This is a genomic window from Bacillus sp. EB600, from assembly GCF_024494385.1.
Taxonomy (GTDB): Bacteria; Bacillota; Bacilli; order Bacillales; family Cytobacillaceae; genus JAEVLT01.
The window spans coordinates 54119-73338 of record NZ_JAEVLT010000011.1; the positions used below are offsets into that span (position 1 = coordinate 54119).

Consider the following 19220-nt stretch of genomic DNA (forward strand, 5'->3'; position numbering starts at 1 on the left):
CGACTTAATTCGATCAGAGTGCGTCTATGCAACACTTTTTACATCACTTGAATATTTCTTTCTAGAAATGGAATAGGATAACAAAATACATACCATGGATAGTAAAGCGGTAACGGTTAATCCAATCCATGCCCATGTATATGAACCCATAACATCATATACTGCCCCAGTAATTACTCCACCTAAGGCCATGCCTACCTGAAAAGCGCTATTTGTTATTCCCATCATTACCCCCGAATTGTTAGTCCCGAATATATGACTAGCAAAAAGAGGAATTGAAACACTTGCAACAGCATTTCCAAGTGCAAAGAAAAGGGCCATAATGATTAGAAGGGATTTATGTTGTCCAAATAATAAAAGGATAAAGGATATCGATATAGCTAAGTAGCCGATTGCTCCAGATTTAATAATACCAAGTTTATCACTAAGCCATCCAAGAATTAATTTACCGAAAATCCCTAATAAAGAATATATCGAAACAATTGTAGCAGCGTAAGCCATTCCATGCATGTCACTGACATATGGATTTATTTGTTGCAGAGAACCAGTTGTAAATAAACCAATGGTAAAGATTCCAACCAGATAGATGTAGAAAAATGGTTTTTTCTTTGCTTCAGCTGGGGTAATGTCTACCTCTATTTCAGCCTTTGGATTTTCGGATTGATCAACTTCATCTGCTCCATAGGGATTTAAACCAATCTCTTCAGGAGTTTTCTTCATGATAAACAATGCAATAGGTAGCCCTACAATTAAGATAACAAGTCCCATAATAAAATAGGTTTGTCTCCATCCATAGTTCATAATGAGATTTGCGATTATAGGGCTCAATATGAAACCGCCTAAACCAATACCAGAAATTGCGATACTCATTGCTAATCCTCTACTTTTTTTAAACCAATTAACAATAATGATCTGTGTAGATAGGTTTCCACAGAATGCGAAGGATAGACCAAGAAAGGCTGCTGAAATATACAAGTGATATACGGATTGAGCTAATCCATAGGACATATAGGAAAGAGCAAACACACTAATACTTATGGATAAGATCAATTTCACATTATATTTTTGAACCATTTTTCCTACAACTGGAGATAATAGAATACCGCATGCAGCAATGACAGTAGTCGTTAATGTAAAGGCACTTCGCGGAATATGGAATTCCTTTGTTATAGGAATCATATAGAGACTAACTAATGCACTTGTAAATGGAACTGTTATAGTTATTAATAAAAGACCCGCTAAAACAACCCACCATCCATAAAATATTCCTTTTCTACCTGGCATACTAGCTCCTCCTATTTATTAAAACGTGTGGTAATCGCTTACATTTTAAGTTAGTATCTCATTAAATTCTGTTCATAAATCCATCTTGTAGTACTAAAATACAAGGTAATTAATATTCAGCTGAACTATAAATATATTGTACTCAATTTGATAGCGCTTACGTAATGTTAAAACTTTTAATATTTAATCGATAAAATGAAATTTTTTTCACAAAACAGTATACTACAAAAATGAGATAGTCTTTTTTGGGAGGCAGGTTCCACAAATCAGTTAAACAGCTTGAGTAAAATTTCTAACTTTAATCGATTTAATGGATCCTCTAAATCTAAATGAATTCTATCCTTAATACTCTCTATTCTCTTTCTTACCGTATTGATATGAATATAAAGTTTCTTTGCAGTATGGCTATAGTTCATTTTGCAATCAAGATATACTTTCAAGGTTTCCACTAACTCCATGCTATCCTCCTGATTAAATATCTCCTTCAAATCCTTAAGCATAATTTCGATTTCATCCTCTTGAATCTCCATCCATGCAAAAACCCCTAAATCTGAGTAAACAAGGTAATTGTTGTTAGGAAATAGAATTTTACCATTAGATATAGTCTTTTCACATCTTGAATAGTTTCTTTTAATTTCAAATATTGTATCGCTTATATCAGAAATCCCAAACCAAAGACTTATATTTTCTACTTTTTTTTCTAATCTTACGCATAGTTTCTTGAAGTACTCTTTAATTAGTTCTAAGTTTTTTTCAGAAGAAAGGGATTTATCTTCTGGAACAAGAAAAATAAAGCTATTTTCATTAACGATAGCCGCCATTCTGATACCTGAGTAATGAATACTTGTATAGAATGTATTCTTCACGATATCTTTATAACTTGATAGTTGTATCTCTCTGTTATTTTGCGTCATTAAAATAAAATAATAACTCTGACCTATATCTATATTTAATTCTCCGGCACGCTTAGCGATCAATTCATTATTTGACAGGTTCCCTGATAAGGAATCCGCAATAAACTTTTCAAAGCCTGCGTCCCCAATATTCTGTGCCATTAGCATTTGTTCATATAGCGATTGAAGTAATACAAACCCAATCCGTAAAGCAAATTGGTCAAAATAGTCTATAAGACCTGTAGCTTCAACCACTACAAAGTATGCCTTTATCTTGTCACCAACTGTAATCGGGACTGTAATCCAACTATATGGTCTGTCATACTTTTCATCAAAGAATCGAATTCGAACCATGCCAAGATTATTACAGAGCATTTCCTTCTTGTAATCAAATGAAGGCTGCCAAAAGTCCTCCATTTCAAGATGACCAGATAGCTTTTGAAAAGCTGGAGAACTATAATAGGCTTTTTCATTATGTAAATCATACAACATGGCAGGAAAGTTCATTTGTTTTTCGATCTGGGATAGTATTTTATAGATTTTTCTCACCTGATAGGACAGGTTAGAATAGTTGTAAGGATTAATATTTCTTATATTGAATTGTCTAATGCTTCTATTCATAACAAGAACATTTAGTTGATTCATGATCTCCATCCAAGAATACTCAAATGGAATACTGATTAGGGGTATATTATATTCATTAAAGGCTTCTAAGACATGATTTGGAATGCGATTTATGTATCTTCCTAATTTAATACCTGCAGCTGATACTTTTTTCAAATCACCTGATTCGATTATCTTTTCGATTAAACCTGGATTTTTATAAAATACATAACCCGTTGATATCAGCCATTCTCGACCGTGATGCCATCCAAAACCATCTGGAGCGTCCATTGTGGCTAAACCTTGAATTTGATTGTCAAGCCCTCCGTGACCTGCTAGTAGTTCGAAACCTTTGAAGAATTCCGAATTAAGCATATCTCTAACACAAATACCCATGATTTCAACTTCTTTCTTTATAAAATCTATTAGTTATTTTTTAATCAATATCAAGACATAGTATAAGAATGAATAAAACTAAATCTAGGAATTATGATTAGTGTATGATAATGACCAAAAATATTATCATTTATTGTTGACTTATTATTTGGATTTAAAGGGAGGCTTGCTGGAGTGCATCATACAGTAGAACTGGAGATAACAAACTTAGTGAAGCCCTAAGTAGTACTGTGCTTAGAAAATTACGATGCGGAAGTATTCATGGTTTAAATATAAAGACCAACCGTTTCTGGCATTGCCGCATTCGTTCCAAAGATTGCAGCTGCCATCATGCAGACACCAGTCGTAGAAAAATAATGATAAAAAGTACCGACAGAAACTCCCGCATTTCCGCAAGTCTCCTCGATTGTAATATTCTGAAAGTCCTTTTCTTTTAACAATTCAATTGCTTTTTCGTATATTTCGCTTTTTTTATGAATGGCTTGCAATTGCCGTTTTGTTAACACTTTTTCCTTCGTCAAAGACTCTCCAGACTATTTGATAAATTTATTTAAATTATTAGGCAAAAAAATACCCATGTCAAATTAGCATAAAGAGTTCATAAAATGATTAAAGTTAGTGAAATAATTCACAAATTATCCACTGATTTTTAGTTTAGACGAGAATATAATGAACTCATTCACCGAATCCATTCAGTGAGATTTTTGATAAAAATTTGGAGGAATGGGTAATGAACGAAAAATACAAAGTTCTTTTTGAACCAATGAAAATAGGAAAATTAGAAATTAAAAATCGCTTTGTTATGGCGCCGATGGGGCCAGCAGGCTTTGTTCATGAAGACGGAACCTTTAATGAACGCGGAATAGAGTATTATGTTGAACGGGCTAAAGGCGGGACTGGACTTATAATGACTGGAGTTACCATGGTAGAAAATGAAATTGAAAAATGTGCTCTGCCTTCCATGCCTTGTCCGACATTAAATCCGTACCATTTTATTAGTACAGGAAAAATTATGACAGAACGAATTCATGCTTATGGGGCAAAAATTTTCTTGCAGCTATCTGCGGGGTTTGGCCGTGTCAGTATTCCATCAATCGTCGGAAAAACAGCGGTAGCTCCATCACCAATTCCCCATCGTTGGCTGCCGGATGTCATATGCCGTGAATTAACAGTTGAAGAAATTAAAACATACGTAAGGAAATTTGCAGAATCCGCAGCGATTGCCAAAAAGGCAGGCTTTGATGGTATTGAAATTCATGCCGTTCATGAAGGATATTTACTCGACCAATTTGCCATTTCATTTTTCAATCACCGGGCTGATGAATATGGCGGCAGCTTAAGAAATAGATTGCGATTTGCCTGTGAAATAGTTCAGGCTATAAAAGCCGAGTGTGGTGAGGATTATCCAGTATCCCTTCGCTACAGCATTAAGAGCTTCATCAAGGATTGGAAAGTCGGCGGGCTGCCTGGTGAAGAATTTGAGGAAAAAGGCCGTGACATTGAAGAAGGTATGGAAGCTGCTTTGATTTTGGAAGAAGCAGGCTACGATGCCTTTAATGGTGATGTTGGCTCCTATGATTCTTGGTATTGGGCACATCCGCCAATGTACCAAGAAAAAGGCTTGTATTTGCCATATAATAAAATTTTAAAAGGCATCTTAAAGGTTCCGGTTATTACGGCAGGAAGAATGGATGACCCAGACCGTGCCAGCGATGCCATCATTAACGGCCAAACGGATTTTGTTGCCTTGGGCAGACCATTACTGGCAGATGCGTTTATTCCAAACAAAATTCAAGCAAGCCAAATTGAAAAAATCCGTCCTTGTCTATCCTGTCAGGAAGGTTGTATGGGACGACTTCAGGACTTCGCTTCGGTTTCCTGTGCGGTTAACCCGGCAGCAGGGCGTGAATTGGATTATAGTCTAGCGCCATCCTCCGTTAAGAAAAAGATCTTTATTATTGGCGGCGGTGTTGCCGGTTGTGAGGCTGCAAGGGTTTCGGCGTTAAGAGGACACCATGTAATTCTCCATGAGAAAAAGGCTAGATTAGGAGGAAATGTTATTCCTGGCGGGACTCCGGACTTTAAAGAGGATGACCACCTATTGGCAAAATGGTATGAAACCGAGCTTGCAGATTTGAATATTGAACTTCATTTAAATAGTCAAGTGACCAAAGAAATGGTTATAGAATCTGGCGCCGATGTAGTGATTGTTGCTACTGGTTCGACACCGAAAGTATTTACGATTGCAGATGCTGATAATGTTTATACTGCTGAGGAAGTGCTTGAGGGTAAAAAGGATACAGGGGAATCTACCGTGATTATCGGCGGTGGACTGGTAGGATGTGAAACAGCCCTCTGGCTTGCAGATCAAGGTAAACACGTAACACTGGTAGAAATGCAAAGTGATATTCTAAAAGTCGGCGGTCCATTGTGCCATGCCAATACAGATATGCTGAAGGCTCTTGTTCCATTTAAAGGTATTGATCTTCGAATTAATACCGTTGTAACCGGAGCAGCCGAAGATGGCTTCATTTTGAAATCCGGCGACCGTGAAGAAATAGTTAAGTCTGATTCTGCTATCCTTGCAGTAGGCTATAACTCTCAAAAGGATTTATACGAAGAAATTAGATTTGATCTTCCAGAAGTACATCTTCTAGGCGATGCAAGACAAGTACAAAATATCATGTATGCTATTTGGGATGCATATGAGGTAGCAAGAAATATTTAATAGATAGATTTTATTAAAAATGAGGATGCCCGCAGCAAGAGGACATCCTCTTTCAATCTTTAAGTGAACCGTACCACAAGTAAATGAGATTTTTGCGAAAAAGGTAACAGCACCCTCTAATTTATGGAAAGGTGCTGTTTAGTTATTTGAATGCCTAGATGAACTTTTGTTGCATGAATGCTTGTTTTTGCTCTTGCATTAAATTTAATTTTTTTGTTCAATCAGGATTTTCATATCCAAATGAAAAAAATGACCAAATACAAAAAATGGCTGGATTCCTCCACTTGCGCTTTTGTCTTACTCTAATATTCTCCTTTAATGACAAAATACGAGCCCCGAATTGTTCCAGCTAGTTTAGACTTCTGTCTAGCAAACTTAAACTTCCCTTCTAACTCCTTTGGTACCTCCATCCCCTCAGAAAGCTTAAAACCAACGGCCCTCTTCTTAGTGTCATCAACCGTATACATGACGTTGACCGAAAGACCATCCTCATAAAAGACGTAGGCTATTTTGATATTTTCCACTTGAAAACGCGACGTTTCTAAAGGTTTGGCCGCAAACTCAATATCACGTTCTTCCTTCAAAATTCGGTTCACATAATCAAGGGTCTCACAGGACTCACTAGCCGGTACAACCGTAAACTCATGCTTGTATTTGTTCATAAAGTAACGGGCTTCATTCGCACGTAAACCAGCAAGCGCTTCTACTACAGGTGAAGACTCTAACCCAACCGTAGACACATTTTTAAAATCAACGATATAGGACATTTCCGTCCCTCCTTTTATCTCTTTATTTCTTAGCAACAGGAATCCACATTTCACCAAAAACTAAGCCGTTTCGCTGCCCCATCTCAACCGCTGCATTTGGTCCGCCAACATAGGAATAATTCTTTGCTTCCGGCAAGACTTGGCCAAAGGCAATGCCAGTAAGCTTATTATTTAATTCTTCAGCCGTATTCCCTTCCCCTTTAACAATCAGGTATTCCCCCTTAGGAAATTGGATCACTCTGGCTTCTTCTGGTGCCGCCGATTCCTCTGCCATGACACCAGCATAATGCATCATCTTGTTATTCACCGCTTCGTTCACGGCAAAAATATATTCATTTACGGCCATGGCTTTTAAAGTGTCAAGCCTTCCATCCTGGCTGACAGCCTGCCAAAAATCCGACTTTTCCTTGTTTAAGCCAGTAAAGTCTGTGTAATGGCTTTTAAGCTCAGTTCCCAAACCTATAACGATAAAGCTGTCTTTTTCTTCTAGTGTATACTCTGCCATATTCAAAACCATCCTCTTTTTTATAGTAATCAAATGACTTGTCTTCTTCACTTGATGGGTATATCATAGCCTTAAATCATGTCAAAAAATGATACTGTTTAGGAGTCCCGATGAAAAAAGTTGAGCGGATTAATATCATCATGCGGTATATCAACAACCGCGCCCACTTTACAATTTCTGAAATCATGCGAGAATTTAACATCTCTCGTTCGACGGCTATTAGAGATATCAGCGAAATTGAGGCCATGGGGATGCCTCTTGTCGCTGAAGTTGGAAGGGATGGGGGTTATTTTGTAATGCCCAACTCTGTCCTTCCCGTTGTTCGCTTTACCGATAATGAGGTCAAAGCTCTTTTTATTGCCTTTATGGCCACAAGAAATCAACAACTCCCCTATCTAAAGAGTCGTCAGTCTTTAGCTGAAAAATTACTAGGCCTCATCTCAGAGAACCAGCAGGATGACATTGTTCTTTTAAATCAAATCTTGCTTTTTGAAGGGACCAACCCCAAAAATCCCGACCTGCTTGATCTTTCAGACCTCCCCCATCCCATGTTAGAAAAACTCATCCAAATCCTTCTTTTGGATCGCTATTTATTGATTACCATCGAAGAAAAGAAGGTAATAAAGTCTTATCCAATTTATCTCTTGCACCTTTATCATGAAAAAAGCCTTTGGCTGATTGAAGGCTTTGACTTAAAGGAAGAAAGGAAGAGGATTCTTCCTGTTGACCATCTTATCAATGTCAAACCCTTCCCGACGAAAAAAAGAGTAAGTAGGAAAGAGATTTTAGAAAAACTAAATAAGCAGGAAGAAGTAATCAACCTTGTCCTTGAACTCGGTCCAAAAGCGATTGCCCAGTTCAAAAAATACCATCCTTTAAAAGTATCAATTTCCTATACGAATCCTTACCAAACCATAGCCATTCTAAAGACTTTTATCAATGTTAATAATCTCGAAGAATTGACCGAAATAACAAATTGGCTGCTTTTCTTAGGTGGGGATATCAAGGTCAGGGAAATGCCAGATGAAGTTTTAGAAGGTTTACAAGAGAGATTACGCTTATACTGCCCCTAAGTAGTGCAAGTTAAAACCCAAAAAAATTTTGAGCTTGCCCAAAAGGATAGAAGTTTTTGTTCAAGTAATTTAAGAAAATTATATTTTTAAAAGTCTGTATCTTCACAAAATTGTTTGTTCTTCATATTAAATTCAATGCAATCTGTGTAAAATAAGAAGTAGAAAAGAATACTTGAATGAAGTGAAAGTATGGAGTACTTGATTTTTAACTGACAACTATATCGATTTATTATGCATATGATTGGAGACCGTATGAATGTTTAGAGAACAGATAAGATATTCTCGGCTTGCGGATATAACAAAAATAATAAATACAAAGTTAGAACTGCGTGAATTATTGCAGCATGTAACAAGAGCAATCTCCGAAGAAATAGTTCAATGTGATGCTGTTGGTATTCTTTTACCCAATGAAGATGGAACTTTCAGAGGTTTTGCGGGGAAACCGGAAATTATGAGTGGTATGACGATCGAAACACAGGTAATTGATCCTAAAGAAGACATGCTGGCCAGGGAAGTTATTGCAACAAAAAAGACCATCTACATCCCCGATACCTCTAAGGATAATCGACCGTATCCGCAATCAGTTGAAGCCTTTAAAATTAAATCCATATTAGGACTGCCCATATCATTTGAGCAAGAGCTATTTGGTCTAGTTTTTTTATTTGATCATGGAACTCCAATGAACTTAACAGAGCCAGAAATTCAAAGTGTTGAAGCTTACGTAAATATGGCAGCAGTCGCAATCCAAAACGCAAATAATTTAAAAAACAAGGAAAACCTTATTGCCGAGAAGCAGTTGTTACTTGATGTTACACGTGAACTATCTCTGTGTTCCTCACTAGAGGAAAGTCTCGATAAATGTTTTCTCTACTTAGGAAAGGTCTTGGATAACAATAATATTGGCGTCCGCTTACTTGATCCTTTAAACGATAATAGATTTAAAAGCGCAAAGGTAAGTAAGGAAAGTGACTGGGCAGAAGAGGACTGGATGGAGACACATAAAAAGATAAAAATTGACCAAAGTAATGACGTCCTGATTCAAGAAGTTAGCAAAACAAAAAAAGCGATCCTTATCACAGATGTATTTGCAGACGAAAGACTAAACCATGATGTTTGTCGCAATTTTGGTATTAAAGGTCTATTTATGATTCCAATCGTTTCAATGGGCGAGGTTTTAGGAGTAATATCTGTTGTCAATTTGAAAGAAAAATTCCTTATAAACTCGGAATCGCAAATTCAGCTGGCACAATCTATAGTTGATGCCACGGCCTCTACGTTATCAACCTTGCTATATATGAACCAACTTGAAAAAATGGTGGCAGAGCGGACAAGGGAACTAGCTTCTGCTAATGATAAAGCTACTAGTGTTATTGAAAGTATTACGGATGGATTCTTTGCTTTAAACAAAGAATGGGAGTTTGATTACGTAAATCAACATCAATATTTACCTCAAAAGAAAACAGCAAAAGATGTGTTAGGCAAGAATATATGGGACATCTTCCCGAAAGCAGTTGATACAGCCATGTATAAAGAGTTTCATCGGTCGATGATAGAGCGAATTCCCGTCCATTTCGAAACCTACTCAGCCTATGGCGATTATTGGCACGAAGTAGTTGCTTACCCGTATGATGAGGGTATCTGTTGTCTTTTTAAGAATATATCAGAAAAAAAGAAATATGAGAAGGAATTGAATAGGTTATCAAGCCTAGATTTAATAGGGCAAATGGCTGCAGGTATCAGTCATGAAATAAGAAACCCATTGACAACAGTACGGGGATTTTTGCAATTATTAAACGAAAAGGATGAACTTGCGAAATACAGACATTACATAAATTTAATGGTCGAAGAACTTGACCGTGCGAATTCTATTATTACGGAATTTCTCTCAATGGGTAATACAAGGACATCCGATTTACAGATGTTAGATTTAAATTCAATTATTCGTGATATTACACCTTTAATTACGATTGATGCAACTAATCAAAATAAACTTATTCAAGTTGATACTAAGACGATCCCAAAATTACTTTTAAATCGTAATGAGATACGGCAATTGTTAATAAACCTATACCGTAACGGCTTAGAAGCGATGAACCAAGAGAAGGTCCTAACGATAAGAACCTACAAAGATGATGATTGTGTGGTTCTTGCAGTGCGTGATCAGGGAAAAGGGATTAAGCCTGAGGTATTAGAAAAATTAGGTACTCCATTCTTTACAACCAAAGATAATGGTACTGGCTTGGGATTAGGTGTATGTTATGCAATCGCTGCCCGTCATAATGCAAAAATTGAAATTCAAACAGGACCAAAAGGCACTACTTTTTTTGTTAAATTTAATTTTTAAAACAAGGAAGTGAGCAAATTTATTCATCTCTAAATAATTATCAGTTGAATAGTTTTTGTGTTACATTATTTTCCAACAAACTAAAGCGTGTATATATGGGTTCTCGTTAAATCAATTACTTCATGGATAAATTCCTCTTGAGATTCTTTGAGGTCATTTGTAATCCAATTCAGAAGTAGTCCGTAAAACTCATAGGCAGTATAACGTTTAAAATAATCCGTGTTGGCTTTGATTATTATTAATTCCTTTCAAGGAACTACTGGAGTTGAAAAAGTAAATATAGGAAAATATATCCTTAAAGGGTCGAGGGTCTATGTCAATATTGAAGACTTAGGGAATGAAATCCTTCTTACCTTCAAGAAGCTTGAAACATGTGCCTAGTCACTCCCCGTATTTTGTCAAATCCATCGACATTATTCGGGAGTGACAAAGGCACTGTTATTTTCAAGCTACATCAATTTATTTTGATGATTGTGCAGGATTAAAAGCAAGGCTCAACTTTTCATAAACTGGTAATGTCGGTGCAATAATAACTTTTCCTGTACCTCTAAATGTTTGAAGCAGGCCTTCGCCGGATGCAACAGAACCGAAAATGCTTTTTGTTGATTTTTCAACGGTAAAATCAATGTTACCAAGTCGGAAAAGAGTGAAATTCCCGTCTACTTGTACCATTTCATTTTGAAGCTCAAACTCCACAAGTTCATCCTCTGGAACGGGAATTTCAAATACGCAAAATCCGCTTCCGGATACTTTTGTTTGAAATAATCCTTCACCGCCAACAATGGCCGAGGAAACATTTTTCATTGCCTGTGCAGAAACAGAAACGCTGGATTCACAGCAATAAAATAGACCCTTATCTGCAATGATTTCTTCGTTGGTAAGTTCTACTATCATAAAGTGTTTAAAACTTGGTTCAAGGTAAATAATCCCACTGCCTTGGTATTGTGGTTTAATTGCGGATTCATTAGTTAAAACACTGGAGGCTAATCCTTTTAAAAAACCTTTTGCACCAGTTCCTCCTAAACCTTTTAGCGTAATACTCCCTTTCATAAACTGCAGTGCACCAGATTCGGCAGTAAGGGAGCCGTTTTTAAGTGTAATCCTAACTTGTCTCAATTTAATATTTGACTTTTGCGCGAAAAATAGCTTTTCAGCAACGGAAAAATTATCATTCCCGCCTAAATTTTGATATTCTAAAACCTCAATTTTGATATGTTGATTTTCAACGAAACTAACTACTTGATATGCCTCAGACATGGCAATTTCCCCTTTTTATTTTATTTTGAGTAATTTTAGCTGAGTTTTCAAGACAAAAAAGGCCGTTAGCTTCTTTTTGACTTTTCATGGACCTTTCAGTTCTCTTGGACAAAGTGTCTGCGTCATGTTACTGCAATAATTGAAAGGCAGATTGGACCATCCATTTTACACCGACCTTGATGGCTTCTTCGTCGACCATAAATTCTGGATGATGCCTTTTTCTTCATTTCTTGAACCTAGCCATACGTAGCATCCGGGTATTTCTTTTTGATAGTAGGAAAAATCCTCACCGCCCATGGTTGAATCAGTCAGAAGGGTATTTTCCTCCCCAACTACTGTTACAGCTACGGAGCGAACAATTTCTGTAACTCTCGCATCATTTACGACGGCTGGAATTAAAAATTGATAATCAATTTCAATTTCCCCGCCGAGTGCTGTTACCGTATTGGTAACAATCTTTTTAAATACTTTACTCATTTGCCTTTTCTTCAAGTCCTACTTTTTTAAGAAGCTCTGAACCTTTTTTCTTTGCCTGATCTTTGGTCATTTTTTTTAGTAAAACTGGTGCTTCGATAATATTTTCGATCACTGTCATATGAGGAAATAAATTGAATTGCTGAAAAACCATGCCGATTTCCTGACGAAGTTTATTTAATGAAGACTCTTTCGACTCTACTACTTTACCATTAATAGTGATTGTTTCGAAATCAGCCGCATCTAAATAATTCATGCAGCGAAGAAACGTACTTTTCCCTGAGCCGCTTGGTCCAATAATGACAACGACCTCACTGGGAGCAATGTCTAAATCTATGCCTTTTAAAACTTCTAGGTTATTAAATTTCTTTGTTATACTTATACATGAAATCATTCGTATACACCTACTTTTTTCTCAATTCTCCCTACAATATAAGACATAATGGTTGTTAAGAGTAAGTAGATATAACTTTAGTACTTTATTTATTTAGTATGATAAAGTATTCTGATAGAATTTATTTTATTGAAATAATTGGGAAAATGCAAGGTGATTTTATTATATTACTAGTTTCCTAACTATTGGAAAATATTATTCCTATATACATAGTTGAAATTAATTTACACTAGTGAGTATGAATAATAAATTTTGAAAGCGCTTAAATTTTTGATTGACAGGGATAACATTTGAGATTATTCTTAAAAATATAAAAATATATGTGAGTGAAGGTTGCAGGAGAGTGTTTATTTATAAGCCGCCGAAGGAGCAAACTCCAATAAGACCCTTGGAGCGAATCTCTCAGGTAGAAGAAACTGCAACTGGACACAACCTCTGGAGAGAGCGTATGAATACCTACGTCACCAAAGGGGAATGGCTCCATTGAGCTAAACTCTCAGGTAAAAGGACAGAGAAGGGCAGAGAAAAACACACTTTTTTCACTGTCTTTTTTGCTGTGCCTGCAATTCATGAGAGTATCATCTAAGAAAACACATAGTTAGTTTAATGGATCGTTAACCAAAAGGGGAGGTTTACCATGGAAACAAGCTATAAAGGTAATAACAGAATGATAACAGGGATTGTATTAGGGGTTCTTACTTATTGGCTATTCGCACAGTCACTAATAAATGTAATACCGGAAGTTCAAAAAGATATGGGAATTTCATTAGGGCTTTTGAATACAGCAATTAGTTTAACTGGTTTATTTTGTGGCATGTTTGTTGTAGCAGCTGGAGGAATATCTGATCGAATTGGGCGCAAAAAAATTACGAATATTGGTTTACTATTAAATATCATTGGTTCACTTTGTCTCATCTTTGCACATGATACGGCTCTCTTAATTATTGGGCGTGTGATTCAAGGCCTCTCGGCAGCATGTATTATGCCTGCGACGCTTGCTTTGGTGAAAACCTATTTTGACGGTGCTGATCGCCAAAGAGCCTTAAGCTTCTGGTCTTTTGGATCTTGGGGTGGCGGGGGGATTTGTTCGTTTGCCGGGGGTTTAATTGCTACATATTTGGGATGGCGTTGGATCTTCATTTTTTCCATCATTTTCACTTTGTTATCTTGGTTCTTGATTAAAGAAATACCAGAGAGCAAAGCAAAACAAATCAAGTCATCAAAATTTGATTATGCTGGCTTAGTTGTCTTTGCCCTTGTGATGCTTGCCTTAGAAACTGTTATTACACGTGGAGGGGACTTCGGTTGGACAAGTCCTATTTCGTTAACGTTAATGGCTGTTGCGGTCATTGGCGGTGGGGTATTTTTTAAAATTGTAACGGGAAAATCTAACGGATTTATCGATCTTTCTTTATTTAAAAATAATTATTTTACTGGCGCTGCTGTGTCAAACTTTTTACTAAATGCTGTAGCTGGAGCACTCATTGTTGCGAATACGTATGTCCAAGTAGCAAGAGGATTCAGTTCTTTTCAATCTGGGTTATTATCGCTTGGCTATTTAGTTTGCGTATTATCGATGATTCGTGTTGGTGAAAAATTATTACAAAGACATGGTCCAAGAAAGCCGATGATCATAGCTTGCATTTTGGTAATATCCGGGATTTCATTAATGACCTTAACATTCTTACCAAATCTAATGTATTCGATTGTTGTTGTTATTGGTTTTACAGTGTATGGAATTGGACTAGGTCTTTATGCGACACCATCTACAGATACAGCAATAGATAATGTTCCGGCAGCGAAGGCAGGAGAGGCAGCAGGTATTTATAAAATGACTAGTACACTTGGCGGCTCTTTTGGTTTGGCAATATCTGTTGCTGTTTATAGTGTAGTTGAAAAGATCGGAAGTATGGAAGTGGCTGCAAGTACTGGGTTGGTGGTAAATATTATTTTTGCCGGCCTGGCTTTACTGGCTATAGTAACGGCGATTCCAAAATCACGTGTCCCGGAATCGATAAACGAGAGGAAGGCAAGTTAATAACCTGCTCTGTGGCATTAAAATCAATAAAGCTTTAACTTAGTCAATCTAAAAAAGGTATAATACCTCATAAATTGAGGGAATTATACCTTTTTTTCTGTAAAATTGGAATGAATGGGGACGGTTCTTACGTCACTAAGGAAAAATGCAAGAGAAGAACCGTCCACTTGATCTTACCCTTAATCTCATCGCTAACTACACTTTTCTATCTACTGCTTGAGGAGGTTGTTCAAACCATTTTTCTTTTATTGCTAAAAGTAAACCTAATCCATAATACTTCTTCATATCGTCTGAAATATTACCTAATTTAAAAACGATATCGGTTCTTAAACTGGAAGTCATAGCCTGGCCTACCATGGCAAAACAGAATATTCCCAAACAGGTATTCACAAAAAACAACATTAACTTATCGGAAAACGGAGACATCTCTCCATCGGAAATTTGATAGTCCCCTGATGCTGAGATCGGAATATTTTCTTTCTCAAGAACTTCTTGAAGTGAATCTAATATTTTTTCGATCCCATCTCTACCTTTACCAAAATGTTGTTTTAGCTCTTTTGTTTGGGCCAATTTACTAAAAGTTACAAAAACCATTTTTGAAAACTGTGCCCTATGTATAATCCTTGATACATTAGCGATTTCAGGGGCATTTAAAGGTCTTGAACCACCAAAAAAGCCATTAAGATACATGAAGTTGTCAGCAAATTCGACCTCACTATCTATCGCTACTTGTGGAGGTTTCAAATATATTCCTTGTGATAACATTAAGTCTACAATTTCATTCTGAACTTTTACAGAAAATGCAATGTTTACTTGAAAATGATCTCGAACATCTTTTCTCGTGCAATCTGATAATGCAATTGGATATGTACTAAACGAAAGGTGTGTTAGATCAAAACAAAAATACAAAATAAACGTATCGGAAAATACTTTGGGTACGTCAGTCCTTACATCTTCATGGGTAAAACCAAGAGGAATTGTAAGATTTTCTTTGATAAAAATCTCCTTAAGTTCATTTATATTTTTTTGAGATTGAGTTAACATCGTTTCTATTACTTGTTTTATTGAGCTATCTTCTGTGCTTGCAAAAAAATATTCAAACAGTCTTTGTTCCATACTGCTCTTTAAATAGGAAGACCATAGGTTCGATACTTCATTTGCCGTTAATTCTACGAAAGGCATAGTGCCTTTTGTATGAGCCATTTTATCCACTCCTTCCTAATTATTGTCACTCGGAAATTGATATTTATTCAAATTGGTATAAGCAAATTAAGTATGAAGGTAAAGGGATTTCTCGTTTGGAAAATCAATAATGTTGTCCTCCTCTGGAGAAAAAAGCAGTAATCATTGACAGTTAAAATGAAGAAGCAGGAAATCGGATCGATTTCCTGCCTGTTTTTGGTACAAATAGAGTGACCAATAATAGAATGCTATTTCTTAATAAATGACAACCGGTTCGTATGTGCTGAGATTGTCATACACGGTTTTCATAACACTTGGCGGGGTGTTGACGCATCCGCCTGATCCTGCTGCAATATAGGCAGTATTTGCCCAGTTTGTTCGCCAGCTGGCATCGTGGAAGCCTTGACCATCGTTTGTAAATGGAGCCCAATAATTTACTGGAACTGCATATGCTCCTCCATGGCCAACTGAGGTTCCCCTTAGTATGGAAGGTGATTTTTTATAAAGGATATACCACACTCCTGGATGCGTATCCTCATTGGTGTTATGTCTGCCGGTAACGACATTCGTTGTGAGTGCTAATTGTCCATTTTTGTAAATCCAAATACGTTGTTCTGCAATGGATACTTCGGCATACGTGTCTCCAATGCCATTGTTTGCCGTAGTTTCATAGCCAATGCCTTCATTGCTCCAGCCATTTCCGTAAACTGCAGAAGCAGGGATCGATTTCTCCCCTTTTTCAAAAGCTTCCTGAATCCGTGCTGTTTCCTTTTCAACATTTAGTGCCCAGCCATAGCCTTCTCCTTTTACCGATATGACCGAACCTGAGTGGGTTTTAAATGTAAAATTTTTATTTAATGTTGATTGAGAGCCATTAATTTCAGCAATCTTGTTCTTAATATCGCCAGCATCAATTGTAACCTTCATTTCCTTTGATACAGATGCATTTTTAATTAAATCGCTGGCTTTTAAAGTATAAACTTTGTCCTGTACCGTATAATCAACGGTTTGCAGAAGAAGAGTTTGCAGCATCTTTTCTTCATTTTTTACAATCGAGCTATCCTCTTTTAAAGGTTGTATGAATTGGGGATTCAGGCGAATTTCGCTATTGTATTCCTGCTTTTGGAAATCCTTTAGTAAACTTGCGACATCATACTGCTCCCCACTAATGCTTTTGGAAACGATAATTTTCCCCTGTTCCAAGTGGGCCTCCGCATCTTGGGGGGCTTTTAAGCTCTTATTCATTAATGTGAGCTTTTCCTCTACTTGCTGTTTGATTGTTTGGCTGCGATCCTGGTTTCTTTTGCTAGGCATCAAAGAAAAAGTCTTTGTTTTTGGGGAAGGAAAAAATGTCCATTGTCTTTTTAATAATTTCTTGACACTAGGGAGATCTTCATTTGTAAATCCCATCTTTGTATCTTTACCATCCAGTATTCTTTCTTGTCCGAGATAGACCTCATTTTTTGATATAGAGGATTCTAATTTTTTCATTGCTTGATCAGCAGTCAGTCCACCGACATTTGTATCATTAATCGTGATATGCTTATTAAACCGAGTTGCTTGAAAATAGCTAATTCCTGCAAATAGAAGTCCAATAATAATGAGAATGAGGATTATCGTGAATTTCCTATTGCTAAACCGTTTTGGTGAGTCGTCCCGTTCCTTCTTAACTTCTTCAACTACTGCATTTACTGTACTTTTCATATACATTCCCTCCGCACCTAGTTACCCTGCCATCAATATCTGTCGAAGTTAAACCCAAATTTTGTTTCCAAACCTTTTCAATTTGTTTACCTTTTTCTTACATTATAATATCATTCTACTAATTGTACTGTGTGAAATTTGTCATAATTTGTATAGAAGGTTATCAAATTTTTTTAATTCTACATGAGACGCTAAAATTTAGGGGAAGTGCAGGGACGGTTCTTTTGTTCCCCGGGGGGAACAAAAGAACCGTCCCCTTTAGTTTGAAGGCAGCAAAGAGTTATTTTGAAATTTTATCTACATATGTAAAAATAGATAGGATAGATTATTTCTAAAAAAAGGATTGAGAAAATGGGATCAGAAGTGAAAGTAAAGGTAAACTCAACATTCGTTACTAAGTATAAGGGGGGTTATCCCCTAATACTGAAAGAAGTGATTAACAGCATAAATGCCTTAACTGAAGAGGGTGAGCTCATTAACCTTGTTGACCAAGATAATAAATTTATAGGAAAAGGTTATTATGGTAAGCAAAACAAAGGATATGGCTGGGTGCTCACACATAATGAAGATGAAGAAATCGACCAATTGTTTTTTGAAAGGAAGATTAAAGCTGCAATAGACAAAAGACAATCTTTTTTTAAAGATCAAGAAACTACAGCCTTTCGAATATTTAATGCGGAAGGTGATGGAATCGGTGGCTTAACAATTGATTACTTTGATGGCTATTACTTAATCAATTGGTACAGTAAAGGGATTTATAAGTATTACGACTATGTACTTGCTTCACTAAAGAATCTAGTTGATTATAAAGCAGTTTACCAGAAGAAGCGCTTTAGTGCAGAGGGAAAATATATTGAAGAAGATGGATTTGTTGATGGTGAAAGAGGACAGTTCCCGATTATAGTGAAAGAAAATGGGGTTAATTTCGCCGTATACTTAAATGAAGAGGCAATGGTTGGGGTTTTTCTCGATCAGCGCGATGTGAGGAGAACGATTCGTGATAAGTATGCCAAAGGAAAGACAGTATTAAATACGTTTTCTTATACCGGGGCATTTTCTATTTTTGCAGCGTTAGGCGGAGCTGTAAAAACAACGAGTGTTGACCTCGCTAATCGTAGTTTGCACAAGACGATTGAGCAGTTCAGTGTGAACGGAATTGATCATGAAGCGCATGATATTATTGTTGAAGATGTGTTTCACTATTTTAAATATGCAGGTAGGAAAAAGCTAACATTTGATATGGTCATTCTTGATCCTCCAAGTTTTGCAAGGTCAAAGAAGTATACCTTCAGTGCAGCGAAGGATTATAAAAACCTTCTGAAGGAAGCAATCGCGATTACTGAGAAGAATGGTGTAATAGTGGCGTCAACCAATTGCGCTACGTTTGATATGAAAAAGTTCAAAGGGTTCATTGATGCAGCATGTAAGGAAAGCAACAAGAAATATCGCATTGAAGAGGAATTTTCGTTACCACAAGACTTTAGAACAAGTAAGCAATATAAGGAAGGCAACTATCTTAAAGTTGTATTTATTAGGATGGTTAATAGCTAGGATAAATGTTTGAACTACTCGGTACTT

16 protein-coding genes and 2 riboswitches are annotated in these 19220 nt (G+C 36.6%); of the genes, 5 read left to right on the top strand and 11 right to left on the bottom strand.

All coding sequences use genetic code 11. The annotated features are described in order from the left end of the window. Positions 1-24: 24 nt before the first annotated feature. The 3 genes from JN080_RS13550 to JN080_RS13560 all read right to left on the bottom strand — a co-directional run bounded on the left by JN080_RS13550 (position 25) and on the right by JN080_RS13560 (position 3697). On the bottom strand, positions 25-1284 hold the full coding sequence (locus tag JN080_RS13550; RefSeq protein WP_256236548.1) for an MFS transporter: 1260 nt from the start codon (positions 1282-1284) through the stop codon (positions 25-27). Positions 1285-1550: 266 nt separating this feature from the next. Beyond that, positions 1551-3176, bottom strand: coding sequence for a PucR family transcriptional regulator (locus tag JN080_RS13555; protein ID WP_256236549.1), 1626 nt, complete (start codon positions 3174-3176; stop codon positions 1551-1553). Positions 3177-3442: 266 nt separating this feature from the next. Beyond that, positions 3443-3697 carry a TetR/AcrR family transcriptional regulator gene (locus tag JN080_RS13560; protein WP_256236550.1) on the bottom strand — a complete coding sequence of 85 codons (255 nt, stop codon included), beginning with the start codon at positions 3695-3697 and terminating at the stop codon, positions 3443-3445. Positions 3698-3906: 209 nt separating this feature from the next. On the opposite strand from JN080_RS13560, the gene JN080_RS13565 reads away from it, so the two are divergent. Next, on the top strand, positions 3907-5904 hold the full coding sequence (locus tag JN080_RS13565) for an oxidoreductase (protein ID WP_256236551.1): 1998 nt from the start codon (positions 3907-3909) through the stop codon (positions 5902-5904). A gap of 302 nt (positions 5905-6206) precedes the next feature. Here the strand turns inward: JN080_RS13565 and JN080_RS13570 are convergent, their stop codons facing one another. Then, positions 6207-6671: a phage tail protein gene (locus JN080_RS13570; protein ID WP_256236552.1), complete on the bottom strand. Its 465-nt coding sequence runs from the start codon at positions 6669-6671 to the stop codon at positions 6207-6209. A 22-nt stretch (positions 6672-6693) separates the two neighbouring features. After that, complete coding sequence (locus JN080_RS13575; RefSeq protein ID WP_256236553.1) at positions 6694-7176, bottom strand: GyrI-like domain-containing protein; 483 nt, start codon at positions 7174-7176, stop codon at positions 6694-6696. Between the two features lie 110 nt (positions 7177-7286). Between JN080_RS13575 and JN080_RS13580 the strand changes: the two genes are divergently transcribed. Further along, positions 7287-8249 carry a helix-turn-helix transcriptional regulator gene (locus tag JN080_RS13580; protein WP_256236554.1) on the top strand — a complete coding sequence of 321 codons (963 nt, stop codon included), beginning with the start codon at positions 7287-7289 and terminating at the stop codon, positions 8247-8249. 256 nt (positions 8250-8505) lie between these two features. Continuing rightward, positions 8506-10593 carry a GAF domain-containing protein gene (locus JN080_RS13585; protein ID WP_256236555.1) on the top strand — a complete coding sequence of 696 codons (2088 nt, stop codon included), beginning with the start codon at positions 8506-8508 and terminating at the stop codon, positions 10591-10593. 80 nt (positions 10594-10673) lie between these two features. Here the strand turns inward: JN080_RS13585 and JN080_RS13590 are convergent, their stop codons facing one another. The 4 genes from JN080_RS13590 to JN080_RS13605 form a co-directional block, all read right to left on the bottom strand. Next, positions 10674-10832, bottom strand: a complete 159-nt coding sequence (locus tag JN080_RS13590) for a TetR-like C-terminal domain-containing protein (protein WP_309144678.1) — start codon at positions 10830-10832, stop codon at positions 10674-10676. Positions 10833-11052: 220 nt separating this feature from the next. Next, a complete protein-coding gene (locus JN080_RS13595; RefSeq protein ID WP_256236556.1) occupies positions 11053-11850 on the bottom strand; it encodes an AIM24 family protein in 798 nt (265 codons plus the stop codon). A gap of 165 nt (positions 11851-12015) precedes the next feature. Next, positions 12016-12327, bottom strand: coding sequence for a M20/M25/M40 family metallo-hydrolase (locus tag JN080_RS13600; protein WP_256236557.1), 312 nt, complete (start codon positions 12325-12327; stop codon positions 12016-12018). Next, on the bottom strand, positions 12320-12718 hold the full coding sequence (locus JN080_RS13605) for an ATP-binding cassette domain-containing protein (protein ID WP_256236558.1): 399 nt from the start codon (positions 12716-12718) through the stop codon (positions 12320-12322). Before JN080_RS13605 ends, JN080_RS13600 begins: the two co-directional genes overlap by 8 nt. Before the next feature lie 326 nt (positions 12719-13044). Next, positions 13045-13147, top strand: a riboswitch (glycine riboswitch). A 4-nt stretch (positions 13148-13151) separates the two neighbouring features. Continuing rightward, positions 13152-13232, top strand: a riboswitch (glycine riboswitch). Positions 13233-13355: 123 nt separating this feature from the next. Here JN080_RS13605 and JN080_RS13610 point away from each other — a divergent pair. Further along, positions 13356-14756: an MFS transporter gene (locus JN080_RS13610; RefSeq protein ID WP_256236559.1), complete on the top strand. Its 1401-nt coding sequence runs from the start codon at positions 13356-13358 to the stop codon at positions 14754-14756. A gap of 195 nt (positions 14757-14951) precedes the next feature. Here JN080_RS13610 and JN080_RS13615 read toward each other — a convergent pair whose 3' ends face one another. Both JN080_RS13615 and JN080_RS13620 read right to left on the bottom strand, forming a co-directional pair. Beyond that, on the bottom strand, positions 14952-15959 hold the full coding sequence (locus JN080_RS13615; protein ID WP_256236560.1) for a DUF3231 family protein: 1008 nt from the start codon (positions 15957-15959) through the stop codon (positions 14952-14954). 234 nt (positions 15960-16193) lie between these two features. Continuing rightward, positions 16194-17648 carry a L,D-transpeptidase family protein gene (locus JN080_RS13620; RefSeq protein ID WP_256236561.1) on the bottom strand — a complete coding sequence of 485 codons (1455 nt, stop codon included), beginning with the start codon at positions 17646-17648 and terminating at the stop codon, positions 16194-16196. A gap of 345 nt (positions 17649-17993) precedes the next feature. Here JN080_RS13620 and JN080_RS13625 point away from each other — a divergent pair, with 345 nt between their 5' ends. Beyond that, positions 17994-19193 (top strand): class I SAM-dependent rRNA methyltransferase, encoded by a 1200-nt coding sequence (locus tag JN080_RS13625; RefSeq protein ID WP_256236562.1) that lies wholly within the window; start codon positions 17994-17996, stop codon positions 19191-19193. Positions 19194-19220: the final 27 nt, after the last annotated feature.